This is a genomic window from Aeromonas sp. MdU4 (assembly GCF_041929505.1).
Lineage (GTDB): Bacteria > Pseudomonadota > Gammaproteobacteria > Enterobacterales > Aeromonadaceae > Aeromonas.
Map to the genome: position 1 here is coordinate 27969 of NZ_JBHFMW010000014.1, position 22243 is coordinate 50211.

At 59.5% G+C, this 22243-nt stretch carries 19 protein-coding genes; 9 read left to right on the top strand and 10 right to left on the bottom strand.

The features are described 5' to 3' along the window. Positions 1-28 precede the first annotated feature (28 nt). The 5 genes from ACE1BR_RS07840 (at position 29) to fhuB (ending at position 7586) form a co-directional block, all read left to right on the top strand. Positions 29-2125, top strand: coding sequence for a TonB-dependent siderophore receptor (locus ACE1BR_RS07840; RefSeq protein ID WP_374869121.1), 2097 nt, complete (start codon positions 29-31; stop codon positions 2123-2125). Positions 2126-2204: 79 nt separating this feature from the next. Further along, positions 2205-3851, top strand: coding sequence for a multidrug ABC transporter permease/ATP-binding protein (locus ACE1BR_RS07845; RefSeq protein WP_374869123.1), 1647 nt, complete (start codon positions 2205-2207; stop codon positions 3849-3851). Between the two features lie 46 nt (positions 3852-3897). Further along, positions 3898-4662 carry an ATP-binding cassette domain-containing protein gene (locus ACE1BR_RS07850; RefSeq protein ID WP_374869125.1) on the top strand — a complete coding sequence of 255 codons (765 nt, stop codon included), beginning with the start codon at positions 3898-3900 and terminating at the stop codon, positions 4660-4662. 18 nt (positions 4663-4680) lie between these two features. Further along, positions 4681-5607 (top strand): ABC transporter substrate-binding protein, encoded by a 927-nt coding sequence (locus ACE1BR_RS07855; protein ID WP_234663818.1) that lies wholly within the window; start codon positions 4681-4683, stop codon positions 5605-5607. Beyond that, on the top strand, positions 5604-7586 hold the full coding sequence (fhuB, locus tag ACE1BR_RS07860; RefSeq protein ID WP_374869127.1) for a Fe(3+)-hydroxamate ABC transporter permease FhuB: 1983 nt from the start codon (positions 5604-5606) through the stop codon (positions 7584-7586). The genes ACE1BR_RS07855 and fhuB overlap by 4 nt, the downstream gene beginning before the upstream one ends. A 70-nt stretch (positions 7587-7656) precedes the next feature. Here fhuB and mnmE read toward each other — a convergent pair whose 3' ends face one another. From mnmE to ACE1BR_RS07900, 8 genes are all read right to left on the bottom strand, one after another. Then, complete coding sequence (gene mnmE, locus ACE1BR_RS07865) at positions 7657-9018, bottom strand: tRNA uridine-5-carboxymethylaminomethyl(34) synthesis GTPase MnmE (RefSeq protein ID WP_374869129.1); 1362 nt, start codon at positions 9016-9018, stop codon at positions 7657-7659. Between the two features lie 110 nt (positions 9019-9128). Next, positions 9129-10775, bottom strand: coding sequence for a membrane protein insertase YidC (gene yidC, locus ACE1BR_RS07870; RefSeq protein ID WP_374869131.1), 1647 nt, complete (start codon positions 10773-10775; stop codon positions 9129-9131). Between the two features lie 5 nt (positions 10776-10780). Continuing rightward, positions 10781-11029, bottom strand: coding sequence for a membrane protein insertion efficiency factor YidD (gene yidD, locus ACE1BR_RS07875; RefSeq protein WP_010672280.1), 249 nt, complete (start codon positions 11027-11029; stop codon positions 10781-10783). Beyond that, on the bottom strand, positions 10996-11355 hold the full coding sequence (gene rnpA / locus ACE1BR_RS07880; protein WP_026457269.1) for a ribonuclease P protein component: 360 nt from the start codon (positions 11353-11355) through the stop codon (positions 10996-10998). The genes yidD and rnpA overlap by 34 nt, the downstream gene beginning before the upstream one ends. Beyond that, the gene (gene rpmH / locus ACE1BR_RS07885; RefSeq protein WP_005307156.1) at positions 11355-11489 is read right to left on the bottom strand and encodes a 50S ribosomal protein L34; all 135 of its coding nucleotides are present in this window, start codon (positions 11487-11489) and stop codon (positions 11355-11357) included. Before rpmH ends, rnpA begins: the two co-directional genes overlap by 1 nt. A 271-nt stretch (positions 11490-11760) precedes the next feature. Next, positions 11761-12495 carry an amino acid ABC transporter ATP-binding protein gene (locus tag ACE1BR_RS07890; RefSeq protein WP_374869134.1) on the bottom strand — a complete coding sequence of 245 codons (735 nt, stop codon included), beginning with the start codon at positions 12493-12495 and terminating at the stop codon, positions 11761-11763. An 11-nt stretch (positions 12496-12506) separates the two neighbouring features. Continuing rightward, the gene (locus tag ACE1BR_RS07895; RefSeq protein WP_374869136.1) at positions 12507-13175 is read right to left on the bottom strand and encodes an amino acid ABC transporter permease; all 669 of its coding nucleotides are present in this window, start codon (positions 13173-13175) and stop codon (positions 12507-12509) included. Next, the gene (locus tag ACE1BR_RS07900; RefSeq protein ID WP_374869138.1) at positions 13176-13934 is read right to left on the bottom strand and encodes an amino acid ABC transporter substrate-binding protein; all 759 of its coding nucleotides are present in this window, start codon (positions 13932-13934) and stop codon (positions 13176-13178) included. A gap of 311 nt (positions 13935-14245) precedes the next feature. Between ACE1BR_RS07900 and dnaA the strand changes: the two genes are divergently transcribed. The 4 genes from dnaA (at position 14246) to gyrB (ending at position 20323) form a co-directional block, all read left to right on the top strand. Continuing rightward, on the top strand, positions 14246-15622 hold the full coding sequence (gene dnaA / locus ACE1BR_RS07905) for a chromosomal replication initiator protein DnaA (protein ID WP_374869140.1): 1377 nt from the start codon (positions 14246-14248) through the stop codon (positions 15620-15622). An 83-nt stretch (positions 15623-15705) separates the two neighbouring features. Beyond that, positions 15706-16809, top strand: a complete 1104-nt coding sequence (gene dnaN / locus ACE1BR_RS07910) for a DNA polymerase III subunit beta (protein WP_374869142.1) — start codon at positions 15706-15708, stop codon at positions 16807-16809. 2 nt (positions 16810-16811) lie between these two features. Then, entirely contained in the window at positions 16812-17915 is a 1104-nt protein-coding gene (recF, locus tag ACE1BR_RS07915; protein ID WP_374869144.1) for a DNA replication/repair protein RecF, read from the top strand. Further along, complete coding sequence (gene gyrB, locus ACE1BR_RS07920) at positions 17912-20323, top strand: DNA topoisomerase (ATP-hydrolyzing) subunit B (protein ID WP_374869146.1); 2412 nt, start codon at positions 17912-17914, stop codon at positions 20321-20323. The genes recF and gyrB overlap by 4 nt, the downstream gene beginning before the upstream one ends. 93 nt (positions 20324-20416) lie before the next feature. Here gyrB and ACE1BR_RS07925 read toward each other — a convergent pair whose 3' ends face one another. Next, positions 20417-21376 (bottom strand): helix-turn-helix domain-containing protein, encoded by a 960-nt coding sequence (locus tag ACE1BR_RS07925; protein ID WP_374869148.1) that lies wholly within the window; start codon positions 21374-21376, stop codon positions 20417-20419. Between the two features lie 95 nt (positions 21377-21471). Further along, on the bottom strand, positions 21472-22242 hold the full coding sequence (locus ACE1BR_RS07930) for an MBL fold metallo-hydrolase (RefSeq protein ID WP_374869150.1): 771 nt from the start codon (positions 22240-22242) through the stop codon (positions 21472-21474). Position 22243: the final 1 nt, after the last annotated feature.

The window sequence follows — 22243 nt, forward strand, 5'->3', positions numbered from 1 at the left end:
ATAACTCATTGATAAACGAGACTTTAATATGATTGCGCAAAAATATACTACAGGACCCGGCAAGAAGGGCGCCTTAGGCATGCTTTCACTCTCCGGTTTGCTCGTCTCTATGCCGCTGATGGCCGAACAGGCCGCCGTTGAGCTACCCAAAGCCAGCGAAACCATGGTGGTGACCGGTACGGCTATGAAGGTGGAAGTGCCGATGGCCGAGACGCCTCGCGCCGTTTCCGTGGTTAATCGCGAGGAGCTGGATCAGCACGCCGTGTTGCAGCTGGATGAAGCGATTCGCTACCGTTCTGGCGTATTGACCGGCCTCTATGGTTCCGACAACAACACCGACTGGTTCAAGGTGCGTGGCTTCGATGCCGCCTCTTATCTGGATGGCAACCGGCTGTTTGGCACCGGTTATTACGTCTGGACGCCGGAGCCGTTTGGTCTGGAGAGTGTGGAAGTGCTAAAGGGGCCAGCCTCGATCCTTTATGGTGAGGCGCCTCCGGGCGGGGTGATCAATGCCATCAGCAAGCGACCGACCGCCACACCGCAAGGGCAGGTGGATCTGCAGCTTGGCAGCCGGGATCATCGTCAGGTCGGGGTGGATGTCTCTGACGCGCTCTCCGACAGCAGTCGCTACCGGATGGTTGCTCTCTATAAAGAGCGTGATGGGGTACTCACCGGCACCTATAACGATCGGGTCTATCTGGCGCCCAGTATCACCTTTGATCTTTCGGATCGCACCAGCCTGACCCTGCTGGCCAGTATCCTGCACGACGAAGGGGTGCCGACCAACGGCTTCTTCCCGGTCTATGGCACCCTGAATACGTCAGGTGGCCAGATTGATCCCTCCACCAACCTGAGCCAGCCGGATTACGATCGCAACCGCAATACCCAGATCTCCACCGGTTACGAGCTGGCCCACCAGCTCAACCAGACTTGGGAGTTCAAGCAGAACGTCCGCTTCAACTACAACGATCTGCTGCTGCGCCAGACCTATATCTTCCCGACTTATGAAGGCACAACCGCCAGTCGTGGCCTGGTTTACCGTGATGGCAATACCAAGAGTGCCACCATGGATAACCAGATGGTGGGCTACTGGAACACCGACAGCACCGAGCAGACCTTGCTGCTGGGGGTAGATCTGCAGCGTCACGTCAATGAAGGGGTCGAGGCCGACAACTACGGTATGGGCTCAATCAATACCATGAACCCGGATTACAGCGGCTTCCCCGGTTTTGACGAGTCGACCGCCACTCACCAGAAGAGCAGCAAGGGCCAGAGCGGCCTCTATGCCCAACACCAGATCCGCTGGGACGATCGCTGGTTGCTGACAGCCGGTGGCCGTTTTGACTATGTGGAGACCCACAACACCAATACCAGCAAGGACGAGCGCCAGTACGATCACGAGCTCTCCCTCTCGGGCAGCCTGATGTATCTGGCTGACAACGGCCTCTCTCCCTACTTTGCCTATGCCGAGTCGTTCGAGGTGCTGCCGGGGATCGATCCTAACACCCGAAACTCCTACAAGCCGCTCAAGGGCAAGCTCTACGAGACCGGCGTGAAGTATGCGCCTGCCTTCCTCGACGGTTACATCAATCTGGCGTTGTTCGATCTGGCTCAGACCAACTCGCTTGTCTCTACCGGTTCCGGCCAGCAGACCCAGGCGGGTGAAGTGACCTCTCAGGGGATTGAGCTGGAAGGGATCGTGCAGGTGAGCGATGCGCTGCGTCTGACCGCTGCTTATACCTACACCGATGCCAAAACCAACGACACCGGCAGTAGCGATCGCCGTGCCAGCCTGATCCCGCGCCACATCGCCTCCTTCTGGGGCAACTACAAGGTGCAACAGGGCACGGTCTCAGGTCTGGAAGTTGGCTCCGGTGTGCGTTATATCGGTTCCAGCGTGGGCATTGGCGCCGTGAATGCGGACTACACCCCCATCTACGGCTCTGCCGAGGCGCCAGCCCATACCGTCTGGGATGCGATGATCGGGTATGACTTTGCCAAGAACTGGCGCGCCCAGCTCAACGTCAACAATCTGCTGGGTGAAACCTACGTGGCCAGTTGTGACTACTACTGCTACTACGGTGAGCCGCGCAGCGTAGTGGGCAGCATCAACTACCGCTGGTAATCGAAGTCGGGCGGGAACCGGGTTCCCGCCCTTCTTTTCACCTGCAGTTGTTCTGATCTCTCTGGAATACCGGTCCGTTATGGAACTCTTGTCTCTGGTTTATCGCCAATATCGTTGGCCCTTTATCGCCATTACCCTGCTCAGTCTGCTCAGTGTCGTCAGCGGGATTGGTGTAATTTACTTTATAAATCAACAACTTATTGAATCTATAGGTGATCCGCTGCCGATCCTCGGTCAGCTGATCGGCCTGATTGTGTTGCTGCTGGTTATCACTCTTGGATCTCAACTGGCCCTGACTACTCTCGGTCACCATTTTGTCTACCGGTTGCGTGGCCGTCTGCTCAAGCAACTGCTGGATACCGATGTCGCCCGCATCCGCCAGATTGGTCAGGGGCCGCTGCTGGCCTCCCTCTCCAGCGATATCGGCCAGATCACCATCGCCTTCGTGCGCCTGCCTGAGCTGGTGCAGGGGCTGGTGCTCACCCTAGGCTCAGCCCTCTATCTTGGCTGGCTCTCTCCTGCGTTGCTCGGGGTGACCGCGCTCTGGGTCACCGTCACCATGGTGGTGGGCTGGTTGTTGGTGAACCGTGTTTATCGCCATCTCTCCCAAATGCGTCAGGCCGAAGATCGGCTCTATCAGAACTATCAGGCCATCATCGCTGGCAGCAAGGAGCTGGCGCTCAACCGCGAGCGGGCTCACTTCGTTTACCACCAGCTCTATGAGCAGAATGCCCGTGACTACCGCCAGCAGATCATCCGTGCCGACACCTATCACCTGAGCGCGGTGAACTGGTCGAATATCATGATGCTGGGGGCCATCGGTCTGGTCTTCTTTCTGGCCAACGGGCTGGGCTGGGCCAACACCAATGTGGCCGCCACCTTCGCCCTGACCCTGCTGTTCCTGCGCACCCCACTGTTGCAGGGTATTGGCGCCCTGCCGACTCTGCTTGCCGCTCAGGTGGCGTTCGACAAGATTGCTGCCCTCAATCTGGCCGAGCCGGATGCGGACTTCCCGCTGCCGCCCGCCATCCGCCCCTGGCAGCGTATCGAGCTGGAGCAGGTGAGCTTTCACTATCAGGGGGAGGGCGGCTTTGCCGTCGGCCCCATCGATCTGGTCATCGAAAAGAGGGAGCAGATCTTCATTATCGGTGGCAATGGCTCCGGCAAGTCGACGCTGGCCATGCTGCTGACCGGCCTTTACCAGCCGGTATCGGGCCGGATCCTGCTGGATGATGAACCCGTCACCGATCGCAACGGCTATCTGGCGCTCTTCTCCGCCATCTTCACCGACTATCACCTGTTCCAGCATCTGCTGGGGCCAGACCCCAAAGATGAGCTGGTCGCCGAGTGGCTGGAGCGGTTGCAGATGGGCAGCAAGCTCACCATCGAGGATGGCTTTATCGCCGATATCGAGCTCTCTCAGGGGCAGCGCAAGCGGGTTGCCCTGCTGCTGGCGCTGGCCGAGCAGCGCGAGGTGATGCTGTTTGACGAGTGGGCTGCGGATCAGGATCCCCAGTTCCGCCGCATCTTCTATCAGCTGCTGTTGCCACGCCTCAAGGAGATGGGCAAGACGGTGATCGCCATCAGCCACGACGATCACTACTTCCCGCTGGCCGATCGCCTGCTGGAGATGCGTCAGGGCCAGCTCACTGAACTGACCGGCGCGCGCCGTGCCGAAGTTAGCCGCGATGCGATCGCCCATCTGGATTGCGAGGTGCCGGCTTGATGCCGGCACCGATGAGACTGGCTGAAAGCCTGCACAGGAATTGCTTATGTTCGAGATGAAATCAGTCAGCTTCACGGTCAATGACCGCACGCTGCTGCACCCCACCGACCTGCGTTTCGAGCAGGGACAGGTCTATGGCCTCATCGGCCACAATGGTTCGGGCAAATCGACCCTGCTCAAGCTGTTGGCACGCCAGCAACCCCTCAGCGATGGCGAGATCCTGTTCGATGGCAAGCCGCTGCCCGACTGGGGCAACCGGGAGTTTGCCCGTCAGGTGGCCTATCTGCCCCAGCATCTGCCGATCGCCGAGAACCTGCTTGGGCGGGAGCTGGTGGAGATGGGGCGCTACCCCTGGCGCGGTTTGCTGGGCCGGATGGGGGCGGAGGACCACCGTCAGGTCGATCGGGCCATTGCCCTTACTCATACTGAACGCTTTGCCGAGCGGCTGGTGGATACCCTCTCCGGCGGCGAGCGGGGGCGGGTCTGGCTGGCGATGCTGCTGGCGCAGGAGAGCCGCTTCATCCTGCTGGACGAGCCGCTGGCCGCGCTGGACGTGGCCCATCAGGTGGAGGTGCTGACCCTGGTCAGGCAGCTCAGCCGTCAGCTCAACCTCGGGGTCATCATCGTCATTCACGACATCAATATGGCCTCCCGCTTCTGCGATCGGCTGGTGGCGCTCCACTCCGGCCGCCTGCTTACCCACGGCGAACCTGAGGGGATCATGACCAGCGAGACCCTGCACGCCATCTATGGCATCCCGATGGAGGTCATTCGCCACCCGGCTCATGCTCATCCCATCGCCATCGTTTAGATAAGGCTTGTTATCTCGATGCTTTTATTCAAGAAAGTTGGCTGGTTCTGCTGCCTCTTGGCTCCGTTTATGTTGCAGGCCGAGCCAGCGATGCCTGCCGCTGCAAAGCTCCCTCAAACCGATGCTGTGAAGTCGGTACCCCGTATCGCCACCGTCGACTGGACCATCGCCGAAACCCTGCTGGCGCTCGGGGTGACGCCGCTGGCGGTGGGGGATGCAGGCCCCTATCAGGCATGGGTCGGCGAGCCACGGCTGCCCACAGGGGTGGTGGATATCGGCCTGCGTACCCAACCCAACCGTGAGCTGCTGGCGGAGCTAAAACCCGATCATATCCTCATCTCGCCGCTGGCGGCCCCGTTGGCGCCAACCCTTTCCCGCATCGCGCCGGTGAGCACCATCGCCCTCTATGATGGGCAAACCGATCTCTGGCTGCGGCTGCACGAGGTGACCCTGACCCTCGCCCGTATGGTGGGCAAAACCGCCGAGGGTGAACGGCTGCTGGCGGGGCTGGATCGGGATCTGGCCAGCATGCAGGCCAGATTGCCTGCGGATCTGCCACCCCTCTTGGTGGTGCAGTTTATCGATGAGCGCCATGTGCGGGTGTTTGGTCGCCACAGCCTGTTCGATGCGGTGATGACGCGGCTCGGGCTGCGTAATTGCTGGCAGGAGCAGACCAATGACTGGGGTTTCTCGGTGGTCAGCATCGAGCAGTTTATGGCCTTGCCAACCGCGCGGCTGGTGGTGGTCGATCCCATCCCGGTCGGGGTGAGCGAACGACTGCAGGAGCCTGGGCTGTGGCAGCATCTGCCGCTGGTACGGCAGGCGTCCGTGCTGCATCTGCCTGCGGTCTGGAGTTTTGGCGGCGTACTTGCCGCCCGCCGTTTCGCTGGTCTGCTCAGTGATGCGCTGCTGCAAGATGCCGAGCGTATGGAGGCTGGCCGATGAAGCGACTGCTCACATCGCCGCTGCTGCGGCCGGTCTCGATCCTGCTGGGGCTGACCCTCTCGCTCGCGTGTTGGGAGCTGGCTCGCCAGCTGCCCGGCGCGCTCTGGTGGCAGAGCCTCTTTGCCCCCAATCTGGATGACGTCAGCCAAGCGGTGGTGCATTTCAGCTGGCTGCCCCGCTTGGCGGTCACCCTGCTGGCCGGAGCGGCGCTCGGGCTGGCTGGCACCCTGATGCAGCAGGTGCTGCGCAACCCGCTCGCGTCACCGACCACCTTGGGGGTGGCCTCCGGCGCCCAGCTGGCGCTGATGATGGTGACCCTGTTTGCCCCCTCCTGGTTGCTGCTGGGGCGGGAGTGGATCGCCATGGCTGGCGGCAGCCTTGCGATGGCACTGGTGTTTGCCCTGGCTTGGCGTCGCCAGCTCAATCCGGTGGTCATCGTTTTTGCCGGGCTGGTGATCAACCTCTATCTGGCGGCCATCAGCATGGGGCTCTTGCTGTTCTTTCAGGAGGAGCTGAAAGGTTTGCTGGTGTGGGGCAGTGGCTCTTTGGTGCAGAATAGTTGGAGCGGGGTGAGTTACCTGTTGCCCCGCCTGCTGGCAGCCGCTGCGCTGGCTGCGGTACTGGTACGCCCGCTGGCGGTGCTGGAGCTGGATGATGCCAGCGCCCGCAGTCTGGGGGTCTCTCTCCAGCATCTGCGTTTTGCCGGACTGGGGCTGGCGGTGTTTGTCACCGCTTGCGTGGTGAGCGTGGTGGGGCTGATCGGCTTTATCGGGCTGGCGGCGCCCGCCATGGTGCGGCTGCTCGGGATCCGCCAGCTTGGCCAGCGGCTGTTGTGGGCACCGATCCTCGGCGCCCTGCTGCTGGCGGCGACCGATCTGCTGCTGCAGAGCCTGAGTCGCTTCTGGCCAATCTTGATCCCCTCCGGCGCCATGACCGCTCTGCTGGGTGCGCCGCTTCTGCTCTGGCTGATCCCGCGCCTTGGCATCAAGTCGGGTACGCCGAAGGCAAACGCCGGCCTGCTGGTGGCCCGCCATCCGGCACCGACTCGCCTTATTGGCCTGTTGTTGGTCGGGCTGCTGCTGGCCGTGGTCGCCTCCCTGCTGGTTGGGCAGGGAATGACGGGCTGGAGCTGGCCAAGTTGGCTCCGCTGGCAGGCCCAGCTGGAGTGGCGACTGCCGCGCTCTCTGGCTGCGGGGGCGGCTGGCGTGCTGCTGGCGCTGGCGGGCACCCTGTTGCAGCGGGTCAGCAACAATCCTATGGCGAGCCCGGAGCTGCTGGGGGTGAGCGGTGGCACCTTTATGGGGGTGATTGCCACGGCGCTGCTGCTGCCTGCGTTGCCCCTGCCGCTGATGCTGGTTGGTGGCCTGTTCGGTGCTTTTGGTTGCCTGTTGTTGCTGGTGGTGGTCAATCGCAAGCACGGCTTCCAGCCGGAGCGGATCCTGCTCTCAGGTATCGCCATCACGGCACTGTTTGAGCCGCTACAGGCCATCGCGCTGGCCAACGGCGACATGCGGGTGCAGCAACTGCTCTCCTGGATGTCCGGCTCCACTTATTACGTCACCCTGCCGGTGGCCTATGGGCTGGTGGGGCTGGCGCTGTTGATGCTGGCCGCCTGCCTGTTTTTCAGCCGCTGGCTCGATCTGCTGCCCATGGGGGCGGCGGTAGCCACCGCACTCGGCATTCGTCTTAACCGCGCCCAGCTCGCCATCCTGCTGCTGGTGGCCGTGCTCACCGCCAGCGCCACCCTGGTGGTGGGCCCGCTCTCGTTTGTCGGTCTGCTGGCGCCACATATGGCCAAGCTGATGGGGCTGGTGCGGGCACGCTGGCACTTGCTCGGGGCCGCCGCTTCCGGCGCCCTGTTGATGGTATCGGCGGACTGGGTAGGCCAGCAGTTCCTCTTCCCGCAGGAGGTGCCGGTCGGGCTGGTGTCCACCTTGTTAGGGGGCGCTTACTTCATGTGGTGTCTGCGCCGTCTCTAGGTTTGTGGATGAAAAATGCACAAAAAAAGCCCGGGATTAACCCGGGCTTTTTTTTGTTTGCTGATCCGGCTTATTTGCCGATGCAGAAGCTGGAGAAGATGCGGCCCAGCAGATCGTCGGAGCTGAATTCGCCGGTGATCTCGGAGAGAGACTCCTGCGCCAGGCGCAGCTCTTCGGCCACCAGCTCGCCAGCTACGAACACTTCCAGCTGCTCCTTGGCCACCAGCAGGCGTTCGGCGGCGCGCTCCAGCGCATCCAGATGGCGGCGGCGGGCCATAAAGCCCCCTTCGGTGTTGCCCTGGAAGCCCATACACTGTTTAAGGTGCTCGCGCAGGGCGGGCAGCCCCAGCTCGGTCTTGGCGGAGATGCGGTAGACGGCGTGGCCCTGCTCCTGGCTCGGCGCCAGATCCTCGCCGGTCAAATCGGCCTTGTTGCGAATGACGGTGAGGCCGATGTTTTTTGGCAACCGATCAACAAATTCCGGCCAGATCTCCCGCGGGTCGATTGCGTCTGTGGTGGTGCCATCCACCATAAACAGCACCCGATCGGCCTGTTCAATTTCGGCCCAGGCGCGTTCGATACCGATCTGCTCCACCTTGTCCTGGGTGTCGCGCAGACCAGCGGTGTCGATGATGTGCAGCGGCATGCCATCGAGATGGATGTGCTCGCGCAACACGTCGCGGGTGGTGCCGGCAATCTCGGTGACGATGGCCGACTCACGCCCCGCAAGAGCGTTGAGCAGGCTCGATTTGCCGGCGTTGGGACGGCCGGCGATCACCACCTTCATCCCTTCCCGCAGCAGGGCGCCCTGTTTGGCCTCCCCACGCACGTCGTCCAGCTCGGACATGATGCTGTAGAGGTCGCCCGCCACCTTGCCGTCGGAGAGGAAGTCGATCTCCTCGTCCGGGAAGTCGATGGCCGCTTCCACATAGATGCGCAGCCGGATCAGGCTCTCCACCAGTTGCTGGATTTTGCTGGAGAACTGCCCCTGCAGGGAGTGCATGGCGCTGCGGGCGGCCTGTTCGCTGGAGGCTTCGATAAGATCAGCGATGGCTTCGGCCTGGGCCAGATCCAGCTTGTCGTTGATGAAGGCGCGCTCGCTGAACTCGCCGGGGCGGGCAGGGCGGATGCCGTCGATTTGCAGAATGCGGCGGATTAGCATGTCCATGATGACGGGGCCGCCGTGGCCCTGCAGCTCCAGCACATCCTCGCCGGTGAAGCTGTTGGGGGCTTTGAACAGCAGGGCGATGCCCTGATCCAGTACCTGGCCTTGCTCATCCTTGAACGGCAGATATTCGGCGTAGCGCACCCGCGGGAGCTTGCCGAGTACTATCCCGGCGACCTGTTCGGCGGCGGGGCCGGAGACCCGGACTATGCCGACGCCACCACGGCCTGGCGCGGTGGCCTGGGCCACGATCGTATCTGTTGTCATCTTGCTTGGCTCGTTTGTTCGCTGATAGGAAAACGTAGTGGGAGACATTGTAATAAAAAAGGCGGCCCGAAGGCCGCCTCTTTTGTCATCACGGGAAGATTAGCTGCGCATCAGTTGCGAGTGTGCAGGCCTTTCTTCTCCAGCTGACGATAGATGATGGTCTGCTGGGTAATGGAGATGACGTTGCTCACCAACCAGTACAGAGTCAGGCCAGCCGGGAACCAGAGGAACATGAAAGTGAAGATGATCGGCATGAACTGCATCACTTTCTGCTGCATCGGGTCGGTCACGGTGGTCGGGCTCATCTTCTGCAGATACCACATGGAGGCACCCATGAGGATTGGCAGCACGAAGAAGGGGTCCTTCACTGACAGGTCAGTGATCCACAGGGCAAATGGCGCGTGACGCAGTTCGACGGATTCCATCAGTGCCCAGTAAAGAGCGATGAAGATCGGCATCTGAACCAGGATCGGCAGGCAGCCACCCAGCGGGTTGACCTTCTCCTTCTTGTACAGCTCCATCATGCCCTGAGACATCTTCTGGCGATCGTCGCCGAAGCGCTCACGCAGGGCCGCAATCTTGGGTTGCAGCATGCGCATCTTGGCCATGGAGGTGTACTGGGCCTTGGTCAGCGGGAACATGATGCCGCGCACCAGCAGGGTCAGCATGATGATGGCCAGACCCCAGTTCTGGACGAAACCGTGGAACACGGTCAGCAGCCAGTGCAGCGGTTGGGCGATGAACCACAGCCAGCCGTAGTCGACGGTCAGGTCGAGGTGGTTAGCCACCTTGGCCATCTGGTCTTGCAGCTTGGGACCAACCCACAGCTTGCTGGTCACTTCAGCCTGTTGGCCAGCGGCCACGTCTACCAGCGGCGCTTTGTAACCGATGATGGCCTGGCCTTTACCAGGGATCACGCGGCTGTAGAAGCTGTTGGTATCGTCGGCATTCGGTGCCCAGGCAGAGACGAAGTAGTGTTGCAGCATGGCGACCCAACCACCCTTGGTGGTCTTGTTCAGGTCGGCATCTTTCATCTCGTCGAAGGTGTACTTCTTGTAGCGAGTCTCTTCGCTGGAGAAAGCACCACCACGGTAAGCGCTGGCTACCATGGCATGACCTTCCTGATCCTTCGGCGTTGCTACGGTCTGCTTCAGCTGACCATAGAACTGCACCTGAACCGGCTCGGCAGATTTGTTGTCGATCTTGTAATCAACGCCAATGGCATAGTCGCCACGCTTGAGGATGAACTCCTTGGTGAAGACTACGCCCTTGCTGTCGGTCCAGGTCATCGGAACGACGACTTGATCCTGACCATCGGCCAGCTGATAGCTGGTCTGGGCGGCTTCATAGGTAGGACGACCTTCGGCCTGACTGTCCGGACCGTTGCGACCCACCAGACCGCTCTGGGCGATATAGAGGTGCTCTGGCTGGCTGGTCAGCAGCACGAACGGTTGGTCCTTGCCCTCTTCCAGTTTGTGAGACAGCAGTTCGGCAGACACGACGTCACCACCCTGGGTATCCAGGGTCAGCTTGAGCACGTCGGAGGAGACGGTGATCAGCTTGCGTGCGGCAGTCGCGTTGGCTTGCTCGGAAACCTGAGGAATATCACCGGTCTGACCGGCTTCAGGTACGAAATGTTCGGTTTGGGCCACGGTAGTCGGGGCCGGTTTCGGAGCCTTGTCAGACTGCCACTGTTGCCAGAGCAGAAAGCTCACGAACAGCAAACCGATCAGGAGTAGATTGCGTTGTGATTGCATAGTCTTCAGTTTCTTCGCTTTGGTTGCGGAACCGGGTCATAACCACCCTCGGATAAGGGATGGCATTTTAATAGACGTTTGCTAGCTAACCAAACGCCTTTTATGAAACCGTGAAGTCGGATGGCTTCTATCGCAAATTGGGAACAAGTTGGAGTGAAACGGCAGCGCGGCCCGAGCAGAGGGCTAATGATTAGCTGATACAGGCGTATCAGTTTGATTGCTACCCATTGCAACGGCGTGACAGAGTGCGCCATAGCTTTTCCAGTAACTTGAACAGTTCCTCGTTATCCATCTCTTTCACACCGGCCTTGGCGATCACCACGATGTCGATAGCGGGCAGCTGATGTTGTTTGAGGCGGAAACTTTCCCGAACCACCCGTTTGACACGGTTACGCCAAACGGCACGCTTGAGTGCTTTTTTAGGCACAGCGAGACCAAGACGAGGGTGTTCGAGTGAATTGGGGCAGGCGAGAAGCGTAATTTGCGGGGAAGCAGCCCGGACAGGCTCGGCGAAAACGCGTTTGAAGTGTTCGGGAGTTAACAGACGTAACTCCCGAGAGAAGGTGTGCTGGGTAGGCATTAAACTACCAGACGGGCACGACCCTTGGCACGACGAGCGGCCAGAACTTTACGACCGTTGGCAGTTGCCATGCGGGCGCGGAAACCGTGAGAGCGCTTGCGCTTCAGGTTGGACGGTTGAAAAGTACGTTTCATGATTCGATTCCGTATTTCTGTACAGTTTTGATTGTCACACTTAGCCGACGCGCCAGCTATAGCGTGTGACGACTAGCAAAAGAGGCCGAATTCTAAACAGAGTTCGGCTTTTAGTCAATCCGCCGTTCCCTCTCATCCTGCCGTGGTCTTGCAAAAGGCCGCTGCCGAGTGTGAGGATCCAGAGGATCAAGGGCTCCGGATTATACTGGCAACCCGAGGTTAAACAAGGGATCCCTCAATAAAAAAGGCGGCCAGGCCGCCAAAGAGAGAGCTATTTAAGGACTTTCCGCAAGAACTCCCGGGTACGGGGATCCTTGGGATCGACCAATATCTGATCCGGCGGGCCCTGTTCGACGATCCGACCCCCTTCCATGAAGATCACCCGATCGGCAACATCACGAGCAAATTCAATCTCATGGGTCACTACCACCATGGTCTGGTGCTGGCGTGCCAAGGCTTTCATCAACCCCAGCACCTCGTCGACCCACTCGGGATCGAGGGCCGAAGTGGGTTCGTCGAACAAGATGACTTTGGAGTGGGCCGCCATGGCCCGGCCGATGCCGACCCGCTGTTGCTGACCACCGGAGAGGGACGCCGGATAGGCGTCCTGCTTGTCGGCGAGGCCAATCTCTTTGAGGATGCCGAGCGCAGTGGCGCGGGCCTCGGCTTTTGGCTGCTTCCAGACGGTGATCAGCCCTTCGGCGATGTTCTCCTGCGCTGTCTTGTTGGCAAACAGGGCGTAGTTCTGGAACACGAAGGAGGCGCGCTTGCGCAGCTCGATCGCCTGTTGCTCGCTGGCATTTGCCAGATTGAGCTCAAGGTCGTCGATGGCCAGGTTGCCCGCATCCGGGGTCTCCAGCAGGTTGAGGCAGCGCAGCAGGGTCGACTTGCCGGTGCCTGAAGGGCCGATGATGACGACAATTTCCCCCTTTTTTACCTCCAGATCGATGCCGTTGAGCACCTGATTGCCGTGATATGCCTTGGAGAGGCCGGTTAGCTTGATCATTGAGCCCTCCTTTAATAGGCGCGGTTAAGGTGCGCTTCCAGCAGGTGCTGCAAGCGGGTGAAGAAGATAACCACCACCCAGTAGATAAGCGCCACCGCCATGAAGCTCTCGAAGAACTTGAAGGAGGAGGCGGCCTCCATCTGTGCCTTGCCCATGATCTCGGCTACCCCCAGGGTGAATGCTAGCGAGGTGCTTTTGATCATGTCGATGAAGTAGTTCATCAGCGACGGCATCGCGATGCGTGCCGCCTGCGGCAGGATGATCCGCTGCATGGCCTGCAATCGACTCATGCCGATACTGAGCGCCGCCTCCATCTGGCTCTTGTTGATACCGATGATAGAGGCCCGGATCGACTCGGCCATGTAGGCGGCAAAGTGCAGGGTCAGGCCTATGATGGCGGCGGTGAAGGCATCCATCCCGACGAAGAGTGGGAATAGCTGCGGCAGCCCGTAATAGAGCAGGAACAGCTGGACGAGCAGCGGTGTACCCCGAAAAAACGAGATATAGAGCATCGCCAGCCAGTGAATAACGGGGACGCGAAAGACCCGTACTATCGCCAGGGCCAGCGACAGTACGAGTGCCAACACGAATCCCCACAGGGCCATTTCCATCGTGGTGCCCAGATATTTGAGCAGGATGGGAAACAGCCCCAGGGTGTACTCGAGATCGAAATGCATCATTTATTTGTCGGTGATGTCGGATGCGAACCATTTCTCGGAGATTTGACGCAGGGAGCCATCTTTGCGCATGGCACTCAGAGCCTCATCCACCTTTTTGAGCAGTGCCTGCTTCTCCGGCGTCTTCAGGAAGGGCAGGGCGTTTTCGATGGTTTCGAACGGTGCGCCTGCCTGTTGCAGCGGCAGTTTGGACTCTTTGATCAGCTGGGCGGTAGAGACGCGGTCCATCACAAAGGCATCGATGCGGCCCAAAGCGACATCCTGTTCGAAGGCGGAGTCATAGGTGCGGATATCGATCTTGTTGTCCGGATCGTTCTTGCGCAGCAGCTGCTCAAAATTGGAGCCCAGGTTGACCGCGACTTTCTTGCCTTCCAGATCCTTGATGCCGTGGATGGTGGTGTTGCCCTGACGGACCACGATTTGGGCGCCGTCATAGACGTAGGGCTGGGAGAAGTCGTACTTCGCCTTGCGCTCGTCGGTGATGGTGATCTGGTTGGAGATGGTGTCGACACGGCCGGTTTCCAGCATGCCGAACAGGCCGGAGAAGCTGGCGGTCACGAATTCGACCTTGTAACCGGTACGCTCGCCGATCTGGTTCCACATATCCACCTCGAAGCCCTGCAGCTTGTCCTGCTTGACGAAGGTGAACGGGAAATATTTGCCAGACATGCCGACCTTGATGGTCTCTTGGGCGATCGCTTGACCGGACAGGGCGGCGAGCAGGATGGCTGCGCCGGAAATCAGTTTGATAGATTTTTTCATGGTGTTTCTCTCTCTCAATGTCTTGTATTTGTAGTTGTAATAGCTGGTTTGGCGCTGATGTTATTGGAATAAAATTTAAAAAATAAATGTCATTTGGTTATATGAAATAACAGGAGTGAAGCACCGGATCTGCCCGTTGCAGCAGTGGATCAAGCTGTGGGTAACTTTGGGGATGAAAGATGATCCAGGGGCGCTGGATCCTTGAAAGTCAAGGATCTTATTTGCTGGATCCGCGGGGTCACGGCTGGAGATCCGACGGCTAAAAACGTAGAATAGCCGGTCTTTAGTTAATCAATTGACAGGAGTTTAGAGTGACTGCTTCGCTATGGCAGCAGTGCCTTAACCGGCTGCAAGATGAGTTGCCCTCGGCAGAATTCAGCATGTGGATCCGGCCGCTTCAAGCGGAGTTGAGTGACAATACTCTGACCCTGTATGCACCGAATCGCTTCGTTCTGGACTGGGTACGAGACAAGTACCTCATCCGGGTGAATGGCATCATCAACGAACTGTGCGGGGTCGATGGCCCTGCGCTGCGTTTTGATATTGGCAATCGTCCCCACCCTGTCACCGTCGCCGCAAGCAGAGCGCCGGCGCAGGGTGTTGCGCCTGTGAATAACTTGCAGAAGAGCTGGGAACGCAAGCCCGAAACCAAGCCTGAGCCGAACCACAAGAGCAACACCAACGTGAACTATACCTTCGAGAATTTCGTCGAGGGTAAGTCCAACCAGTTGGCGCGTGCGGCTGCCCGTCAGGTAGCGGACAATCCGGGTGGTGCTTACAACCCGCTGTTCCTCTATGGCGGCACCGGTCTGGGTAAAACCCACCTGCTGCACGCCGTTGGCAATGCCATCAAGGAGAGTAAGAAAGATGCCAAAGTCATCTACATGCACTCCGAGCGGTTCGTGCAAGACATGGTGAAAGCGCTGCAAAATAACGCCATTGAAGAGTTCAAGCGTTATTACCGCAGCGTCGATGCCCTGCTCATCGATGACATCCAGTTCTTCGCCAACAAGGAGCGCTCCCAGGAGGAGTTCTTCCATACCTTCAATGCCTTGCTGGAAGGTAATCAGCAGATCATCCTGACCTCGGATCGCTATCCGAAGGAGATCAACGGTGTCGAGGATCGCCTCAAGTCCCGCTTTGGCTGGGGCCTGACCGTGGCGATCGAACCGCCGGAGCTGGAGACCCGCGTCGCCATCCTGATGCGCAAGGCAGACGAGAACCAGATCCATCTGCCGGACGAAGTGGCCTTTTTCATTGCCAAACGTCTGCGATCCAACGTCCGTGAACTGGAAGGCGCCCTCAACCGGGTGATCGCCAACGCCAACTTCACCGGCCGTGCCATCAATATCGATTTCGTGCGCGAAGCGCTGCGCGATCTGTTGGCACTGCAGGAGAAGCTGGTCACCATCGACAATATCCAGAAAACGGTGGCGGAGTACTACAAGATCAAGCTGGCGGATCTGCTCTCCAAGCGTCGATCCCGCTCCGTGGCCCGCCCGCGTCAGCTGGCGATGGCACTGGCCAAGGAGCTGACCAACCACAGTTTGCCGGAGATAGGTGATGCCTTTGGTGGCCGTGACCACACTACCGTTCTTCATGCCTGCCGCAAGATCGAGCAGCTGAAGGAGGAGAGTCACGACATCAAGGAGGACTATTCCAACCTGATCCGTACCCTTTCTTCCTGATAACGGAATGGAGTGGACAGATGCAGCGCGAATATTCCAACCTGCTCCGAATCTTTTCCTCCTAATCACAACGGAGAGCACAGATGCAGCTCGAAATTAGCCGTGAGGCCCTGTTACGTCCTCTGCAACTGGTGTCTGGCGCCCTCGGCGGCCGACCGACCCTGCCGATCCTCGGCAACGTGCTGCTTGATGTCAGCAACGGTCTGCTGTCACTGACCGGCACCGATCTCGAAGTAGAGATGATCGGTCAGGTCTATCTGAGCGGGGCCAGTGAAGATGGCCGCACTACCGTACCGGCGCGCAAGCTGCTGGATATCTGTCGTGGTCTGCCGGAAGGCGCCGAGATCCGTCTCAATACCGAAGGTGAGCGCCTGATCATCCGATCCGGTCGCTCCCGCTTCAACCTCTCGACCCTGCCAGCGACCGAGTATCCGAACATCGAGGATTGGGAATCCGTGCTCGAGTTCGATATCAGCCAGCTGGAGCTGAAAAAGCTGATCGACGCGACCCAGTTCTCCATGGCCAGCCAGGATGTGCGCTACTACCTGAACGGCATGCTGTTCGAGAGCGAAGGTCACGGCCTGCGTACCGTGGCGACCGACGGCCACCGTCTGGCTACCTGCCGTCGCGAGGTGGTAGGGGAATCGCTACCCGATCATCAGGTCATCCTGCCGCGCAAAGGGGTGCTGGAGCTGGTGCGTCTGCTGGAAGCCGAAGACAAGCCGGTCCGGCTGCAGATCGGTCGCAGCAACCTGCGCGCTGCGCTGGACGGTTTTATCTTTACTTCCAAGCTGGTCGATGGCCGCTTCCCGGACTGGCGCCGTGTCATTCCGCGCAACAGCGACAAGGCCCTGATCGCCGGTCGTGAGGATCTGCGTCAGGCGTTTGCCCGGGCCGCTATCCTCTCCAATGAGAAATTCCGTGGAGTGCGTCTCAATCTGCAGGAAAACCTGCTGCGCATCACCGCCAACAACCCGGAACAGGAAGAAGCGGAAGAGTTGCTTGACGTACAATATGCTGCTGGCGAGATGGAGATCGGATTCAACGTCTCTTATGTGCTGGACGTGCTGAATACGTTAAAATGTGACCAAATCCGGGTTAGCCTGAGCGATTCCGTCAGCAGCGCCATTATTGAGGATTTTGAAAATCAGGATGCTCAGTACGTGGTAATGCCGATGCGGATCTAGTCGTGTCTCTGGTCAAACTCCAGCTCAGCGACTTTCGCAATATCCAGCAAGCCAGTCTCGCGCTGTCACCCGGCCTCAATATCCTGGTCGGGTGCAACGGCAGCGGCAAGACCAGCGTGCTGGAAGCCATTCACTACCTTGGTCTGGGGCGCTCCTTTCGCACTCATCTGACCGGGCGGGTTATCCGCCAGGGAGAGAGGGCCTTTACCCTGTTTGCCCAGTGTGAACTGGAGGGGCGTCAAGTGCCGATCGGTCTTGCCAAAGACAAGAGTGGCGAGACCCAGCTCAAGATTGCCGGAGCGCAAGCGCAGCGGCTGGCCGATCTGGCCGAACTGCTGCCGGTGCAGCTCATCCATCCGGATGGCTTCAATCTGCTGACCGGGGGGCCGCAGGCTCGCCGTGCCTGGCTCGATTGGGGTGTGTTTCATCAAGAAACCACCTTTTTTGCCCTGTGGGGGCGAGTGCGGCGGCTGTTGAAACAGCGTAATGCGCTGTTGCGTCAGAGCACCCAATATCGCCAATTGGCGTTCTGGGATCAGGAGTTGGTGCGGCTGGGTGGTGAACTGGCCGAGTTTCGCGCCAGTTATTGTCAGGCCATTACGCCCCTGATCAAGGAGATGACGGCGGATTTTCTGCCGGAATTCGATATCAGTCTCGGCTTTTACCGGGGCTGGGAGAAAGATACTCCCCTCGGCGATTTGCTGGAGGCGGGGTTTGAGCGGGATCGGGCGCTGGGCTATACCGGTGTCGGTCCACAGAAAGCCGATGTGCGCCTCAAGGCGAACGGGGTACCCGCTCAGGATATTTTGTCCCGGGGTCAGCTGAAGTTGCTGGTCTGCGCCATGCGACTGGCCCAAGGGCTCTATTTGAATCAACATAGCAGCCGTGGCTGTATTTTTTTAATTGACGATTTTGCCTCTGAACTGGATGTCGACAAGCGCCGCTTGCTGGCCGCAAGGCTGAAGCAGTGTGCGTCCCAGGTGTTTATCACCGCCATCGATACCGGTCAGCTCGCAGACATGATGGATGCGAATGACTGCAAGTTGTTCCACGTGGAACAGGGTAAAATCTCCGAAACGTTAGAGAAGGCAGAGAGTAAGCTATGAGTGAAAATACTTACGACTCCTCGAATATCAAGGTGCTGAAGGGCCTGGATGCGGTCCGCAAGCGCCCGGGGATGTATATCGGCGATACGGATGATGGCTCGGGTCTGCACCATATGGTGTTCGAGGTCGTCGATAACTCCATTGACGAGGCGCTCGCTGGCTACTGCTCCGATATTCAGGTCAAGATCCATTCCGACGGCTCTGTCTCTGTGCGTGACAATGGCCGGGGTATCCCGGTAGACATGCACGAGGAGGAGGGCCGCTCCGCCGCAGAGGTCATCATGACCGTGCTGCACGCTGGCGGTAAGTTTGATGACAACTCCTACAAGGTATCCGGCGGCCTGCACGGCGTGGGTGTCTCGGTAGTTAACGCCCTCTCTGACAAGCTGTTGCTGACCATTCGTCGCAACGGCCACGTCTACGAGCAGACCTATCATCTGGGTGAGCCGCAAGCGCCGCTCAAGCAGATTGGTGACAGCACTGGCACCGGTACCGAAGTTCGCTTCTGGCCGAGCCCGACCATCTTTACCGATACCCTGTATCACTACGAGATCCTGGCCAAGCGCCTGCGTGAGCTCTCCTTCCTCAACTCCGGTGTTTCCATTCGTCTGCTGGACGAGCGTGATGGCCGCGAGGCGCATTTCTGCTATGAGGGTGGTATCAAGGCATTCGTTGAATACCTGAACCAGAACAAGACCCCGATCCACCCGAAGGTGTTCCATTTCACCACCGAGCAGGATGGCATCGGTGTTGAAGTGGCGATGCAGTGGAACGATGCCTATCAGGAAGGGGTTTACTGCTTCACCAACAACATCCCGCAGCGGGATGGTGGTACTCACCTGGTTGGCTTCCGTACCGCGCTGACCCGTACTCTGAACTCCTACATGGACAAAGAGGACTACAGCAAGAAGGCCAAGTCTGCCGCCAGTGGCGACGACGTCCGTGAAGGTTTGATTGCCGTTATCTCCGTCAAGGTGCCGGATCCCAAGTTCTCCTCCCAGACCAAAGACAAGCTGGTCTCTTCCGAAGTGAAGACCGCCGTTGAACAGGCGATGGGTGAGAAGCTGGCCGACTTCCTGCTGGAAAACCCGGGCGATGCCAAGATCGTGGTCAACAAGATCATCGATGCAGCCCGGGCCCGTGAAGCAGCTCGCAAGGCTCGCGAACTGACTCGCCGCAAAGGCGCGCTGGATATTGCCGGTCTGCCCGGCAAGCTGGCTGACTGTCAGGAAAAAGACCCGGCTCTCTCCGAACTCTACATAGTGGAAGGGGACTCTGCTGGCGGTTCCGCCAAGCAGGGTCGCAACCGTAAAAACCAGGCCATTCTGCCGCTCAAGGGCAAGATCCTGAACGTAGAGAAGGCCCGTTTCGACAAGATGATCTCCTCGCAAGAGGTGGGCACTCTGATCACCGCGCTGGGCTGCGGTATCGGTCGTGACGAGTACAACCCGGACAAGCTGCGTTACCACAACATCATCATCATGACCGATGCGGACGTCGATGGTGCCCACATTCGTACCCTGCTGCTGACCTTCTTCTATCGTCAGATGCCTGAAATCATCGAACGTGGCTACGTCTACATTGCCCAGCCGCCGCTCTACAAAGTGAAGAAGGGCAAGCAGGAGCAGTATCTGAAAGACGAAGATGCGCTGCTGCAGTACCAGACCGCCATGGCGCTGGATGGTGCAACCCTGCACGTCAACGAATCTGCCCCGGCCATCGGTGGCGAGGCGCTGGAGCGTCTGGTCAACCAGCATCGCTCGGTGACTCACCTGATCACCCGCATGTCTCGCCGCGCGCCGGAAGCCGTGCTGACCCAGCTGATCTATCAGCCTGAGCTGAACGAAGCTCTGCTGACTAGCGAGAGCGATCTGCTGGCCTGGTGTCAGGGTATGGAAGCCGTGCTCAACGAGAGCAACCACGGTATCCAGTACCAGATCCAGGTTCGCCGTGACGAAGAGCGCAGCCTGTACGTGCCGCACGCCGTGGTACGTCAGCACGGTGTCGACCGCGAATATCCGCTCAGCTACGACTTCCTGCAATCCGGTGAATACCGTCAGCTGGTTTCGCTGGGCAAGGAGATCGCCAACCTGATCGAAGAGGGTGGTTTCATCAAGCGTGGCGAGAAGGTCAAACCGGTTGCCAACTTCGTGGAAGCCGTCGAGTGGCTGATGGGCGAAGGCAAGCGCGGTATCTACATCCAGCGCTATAAAGGACTGGGTGAGATGAACCCGGACCAGCTGTGGGAAACCACCATGGATCCGGAAGCCCGTCGCATGCTGCGCGTCACCATCGACGACGCCGTCGGTGCCGACCAGCTCTTCTCCACCCTGATGGGTGATGCCGTTGAGCCGCGTCGTGACTTTATCGAGACCAACGCCCTGCGCGTAGCCAACCTCGACGTCTAATCGACGTAGTCAGACAGCAAAAAGCCGCTCCTTGTGAGCGGCTTTTTTCGTTTTCAGGGGGGCACGTTCCACGTGAAACATCGAATCAGGGTATCAGACATTATGGCCACGAAAAGAGCGTCGCCACTCGCTGGGGGAGATGGCAAAGCGGGCACGAAAGTGATTGCGCAGGGAGGTGGCACTCTTGAAGCCGACCAGCTCGGCAATGCGATCGATGGAGTGGCCGCTTTCCTCCAGCAGTTCCTGACTATGCCTGAGCCGTTCCGCCAGCAGCCATTCACCCACCGAGAGACCGGTAGCCTGATGAAAACGGCGGGTAAAGGTGCGTCGGCTCATCAGGGTGTGGGCCGCCAGAGAATCCAGGGTATGGGGCTCTGCCAGATGAGCGCGCAGGTGATCGAGCAACTGGTTCATCCGAACATCGCGGGTGGAGGTGGGCACCGGCTGCTCGATAAACTGGGCCTGACCCCCTTCCCGGTGAGGCGGGATCACCAGCCGCCGTGCCACCTTGTTGGCGATGGCCGAGCCGTGGTACTGGCGCACCAGATAGAGGCAGCAGTCCAGTCCGGCGGCGGTGCCTGCCGAGGTGACCAACCCATCGTCATCGACATAGAGGGCGTTGGTATCGAGCTGTACGCAGGGAAAGCGGCGGCAGAAATCCTGTTCGTACTCCCAGTGGGTCGATGCCTTGCGACCATTGAGCAGTCCGGCATAGGCGAGCACATAGGTGCCGAGACAGAGCCCGACCAGCCGTGCACCTCTGGCTCTGGCGGCAATCAGGGCATCGAGCAGCGCCGTCGGTGGCCGTGCTGCCGGGTCGTGCCAGAAGGGGATGACGATGATCTCCGCCTCGGTCAGTACCTCCAGCCCATGGGGAGCCTGAATGGTGAAGCCTTGCGCCGAGTGTGAGTGGCGGTTGCCATCGCCGCAGCAGATCTTGAGCTCGAAAAGCGGCTGGCCCGGCAGAATATCGCCGAAGATGAGGCAGGGGACGGCGCAGTGAAAAGGGCTGAAGTGATCGAAGGTCACCACGGCAACGATCGGGGTGGGCATGGTGTTGACTCCTCTCTGCGCGCAGGACTCTCATCATAAGCGTTCGGCAGTGAAAGCCGAAGGGCCATGCGATATGTGCGGCATGGCCCAGTCAGTTACAGTGAGAGAACCTCGCCATCCGCCGGTATCCGCACCCGATCCATCATGCCTCGCTCGGTCAGATAGGTATGAAGTTCCTGACGTGACAGCACTGCGTGGTTGACCGCCTCCATATGGCTGGCGATCAGCGTGGCCTGCGGTGCGGCCTGATATACGGCTGCGACATCCACCTTGCCCATGATGATGGAACCGAGCCCGGGCACCTGTGCATCGCCACAGTTGAGGATGATGACCTCGGGCTGATGCTGTTGCAGGGCTTGCTCGACCGAGGGATGCCAGATGGTATCACCGGCCAGATAGAGACGCTGTTCATCGGGGTGGTAGAAGACCACGCCGCACACCTCTCCCATACGCTCGCCCAGTACCGCCATCAGTTGATCGCTGCCGTGCTGGCCACCGGTCTGCTGCAGGCGAATACCGGCAAACTCCGGCTGGTCGCTCAGCAGGCACACATCCTCAAAGCCACTGGCACGAATGGCATCGGCATCCTTCTGATGTTGTACCAAGATCGGCAGATGTTTGGGGATCAGGGCTCTGGCGGCGTCATCCCAGTGGTCGGGATGATTGTGGGTGACGATCACGGCGTCCACATCGACCAGCTCATCGATCGGCAGCGGCAGCTCGACCAGAGGATTGCGCAGCTGGCTGTTGGCGGTGCCCGCAAAGCCGGGGAAGGCACCCTTGGCCGAGAGCATGGGGTCGATCAGAAAGCGGGTGCCGGCATAGTCGAGCAGCAGGGTGGCGTTGCGAACCAGGGTAATCTTCATG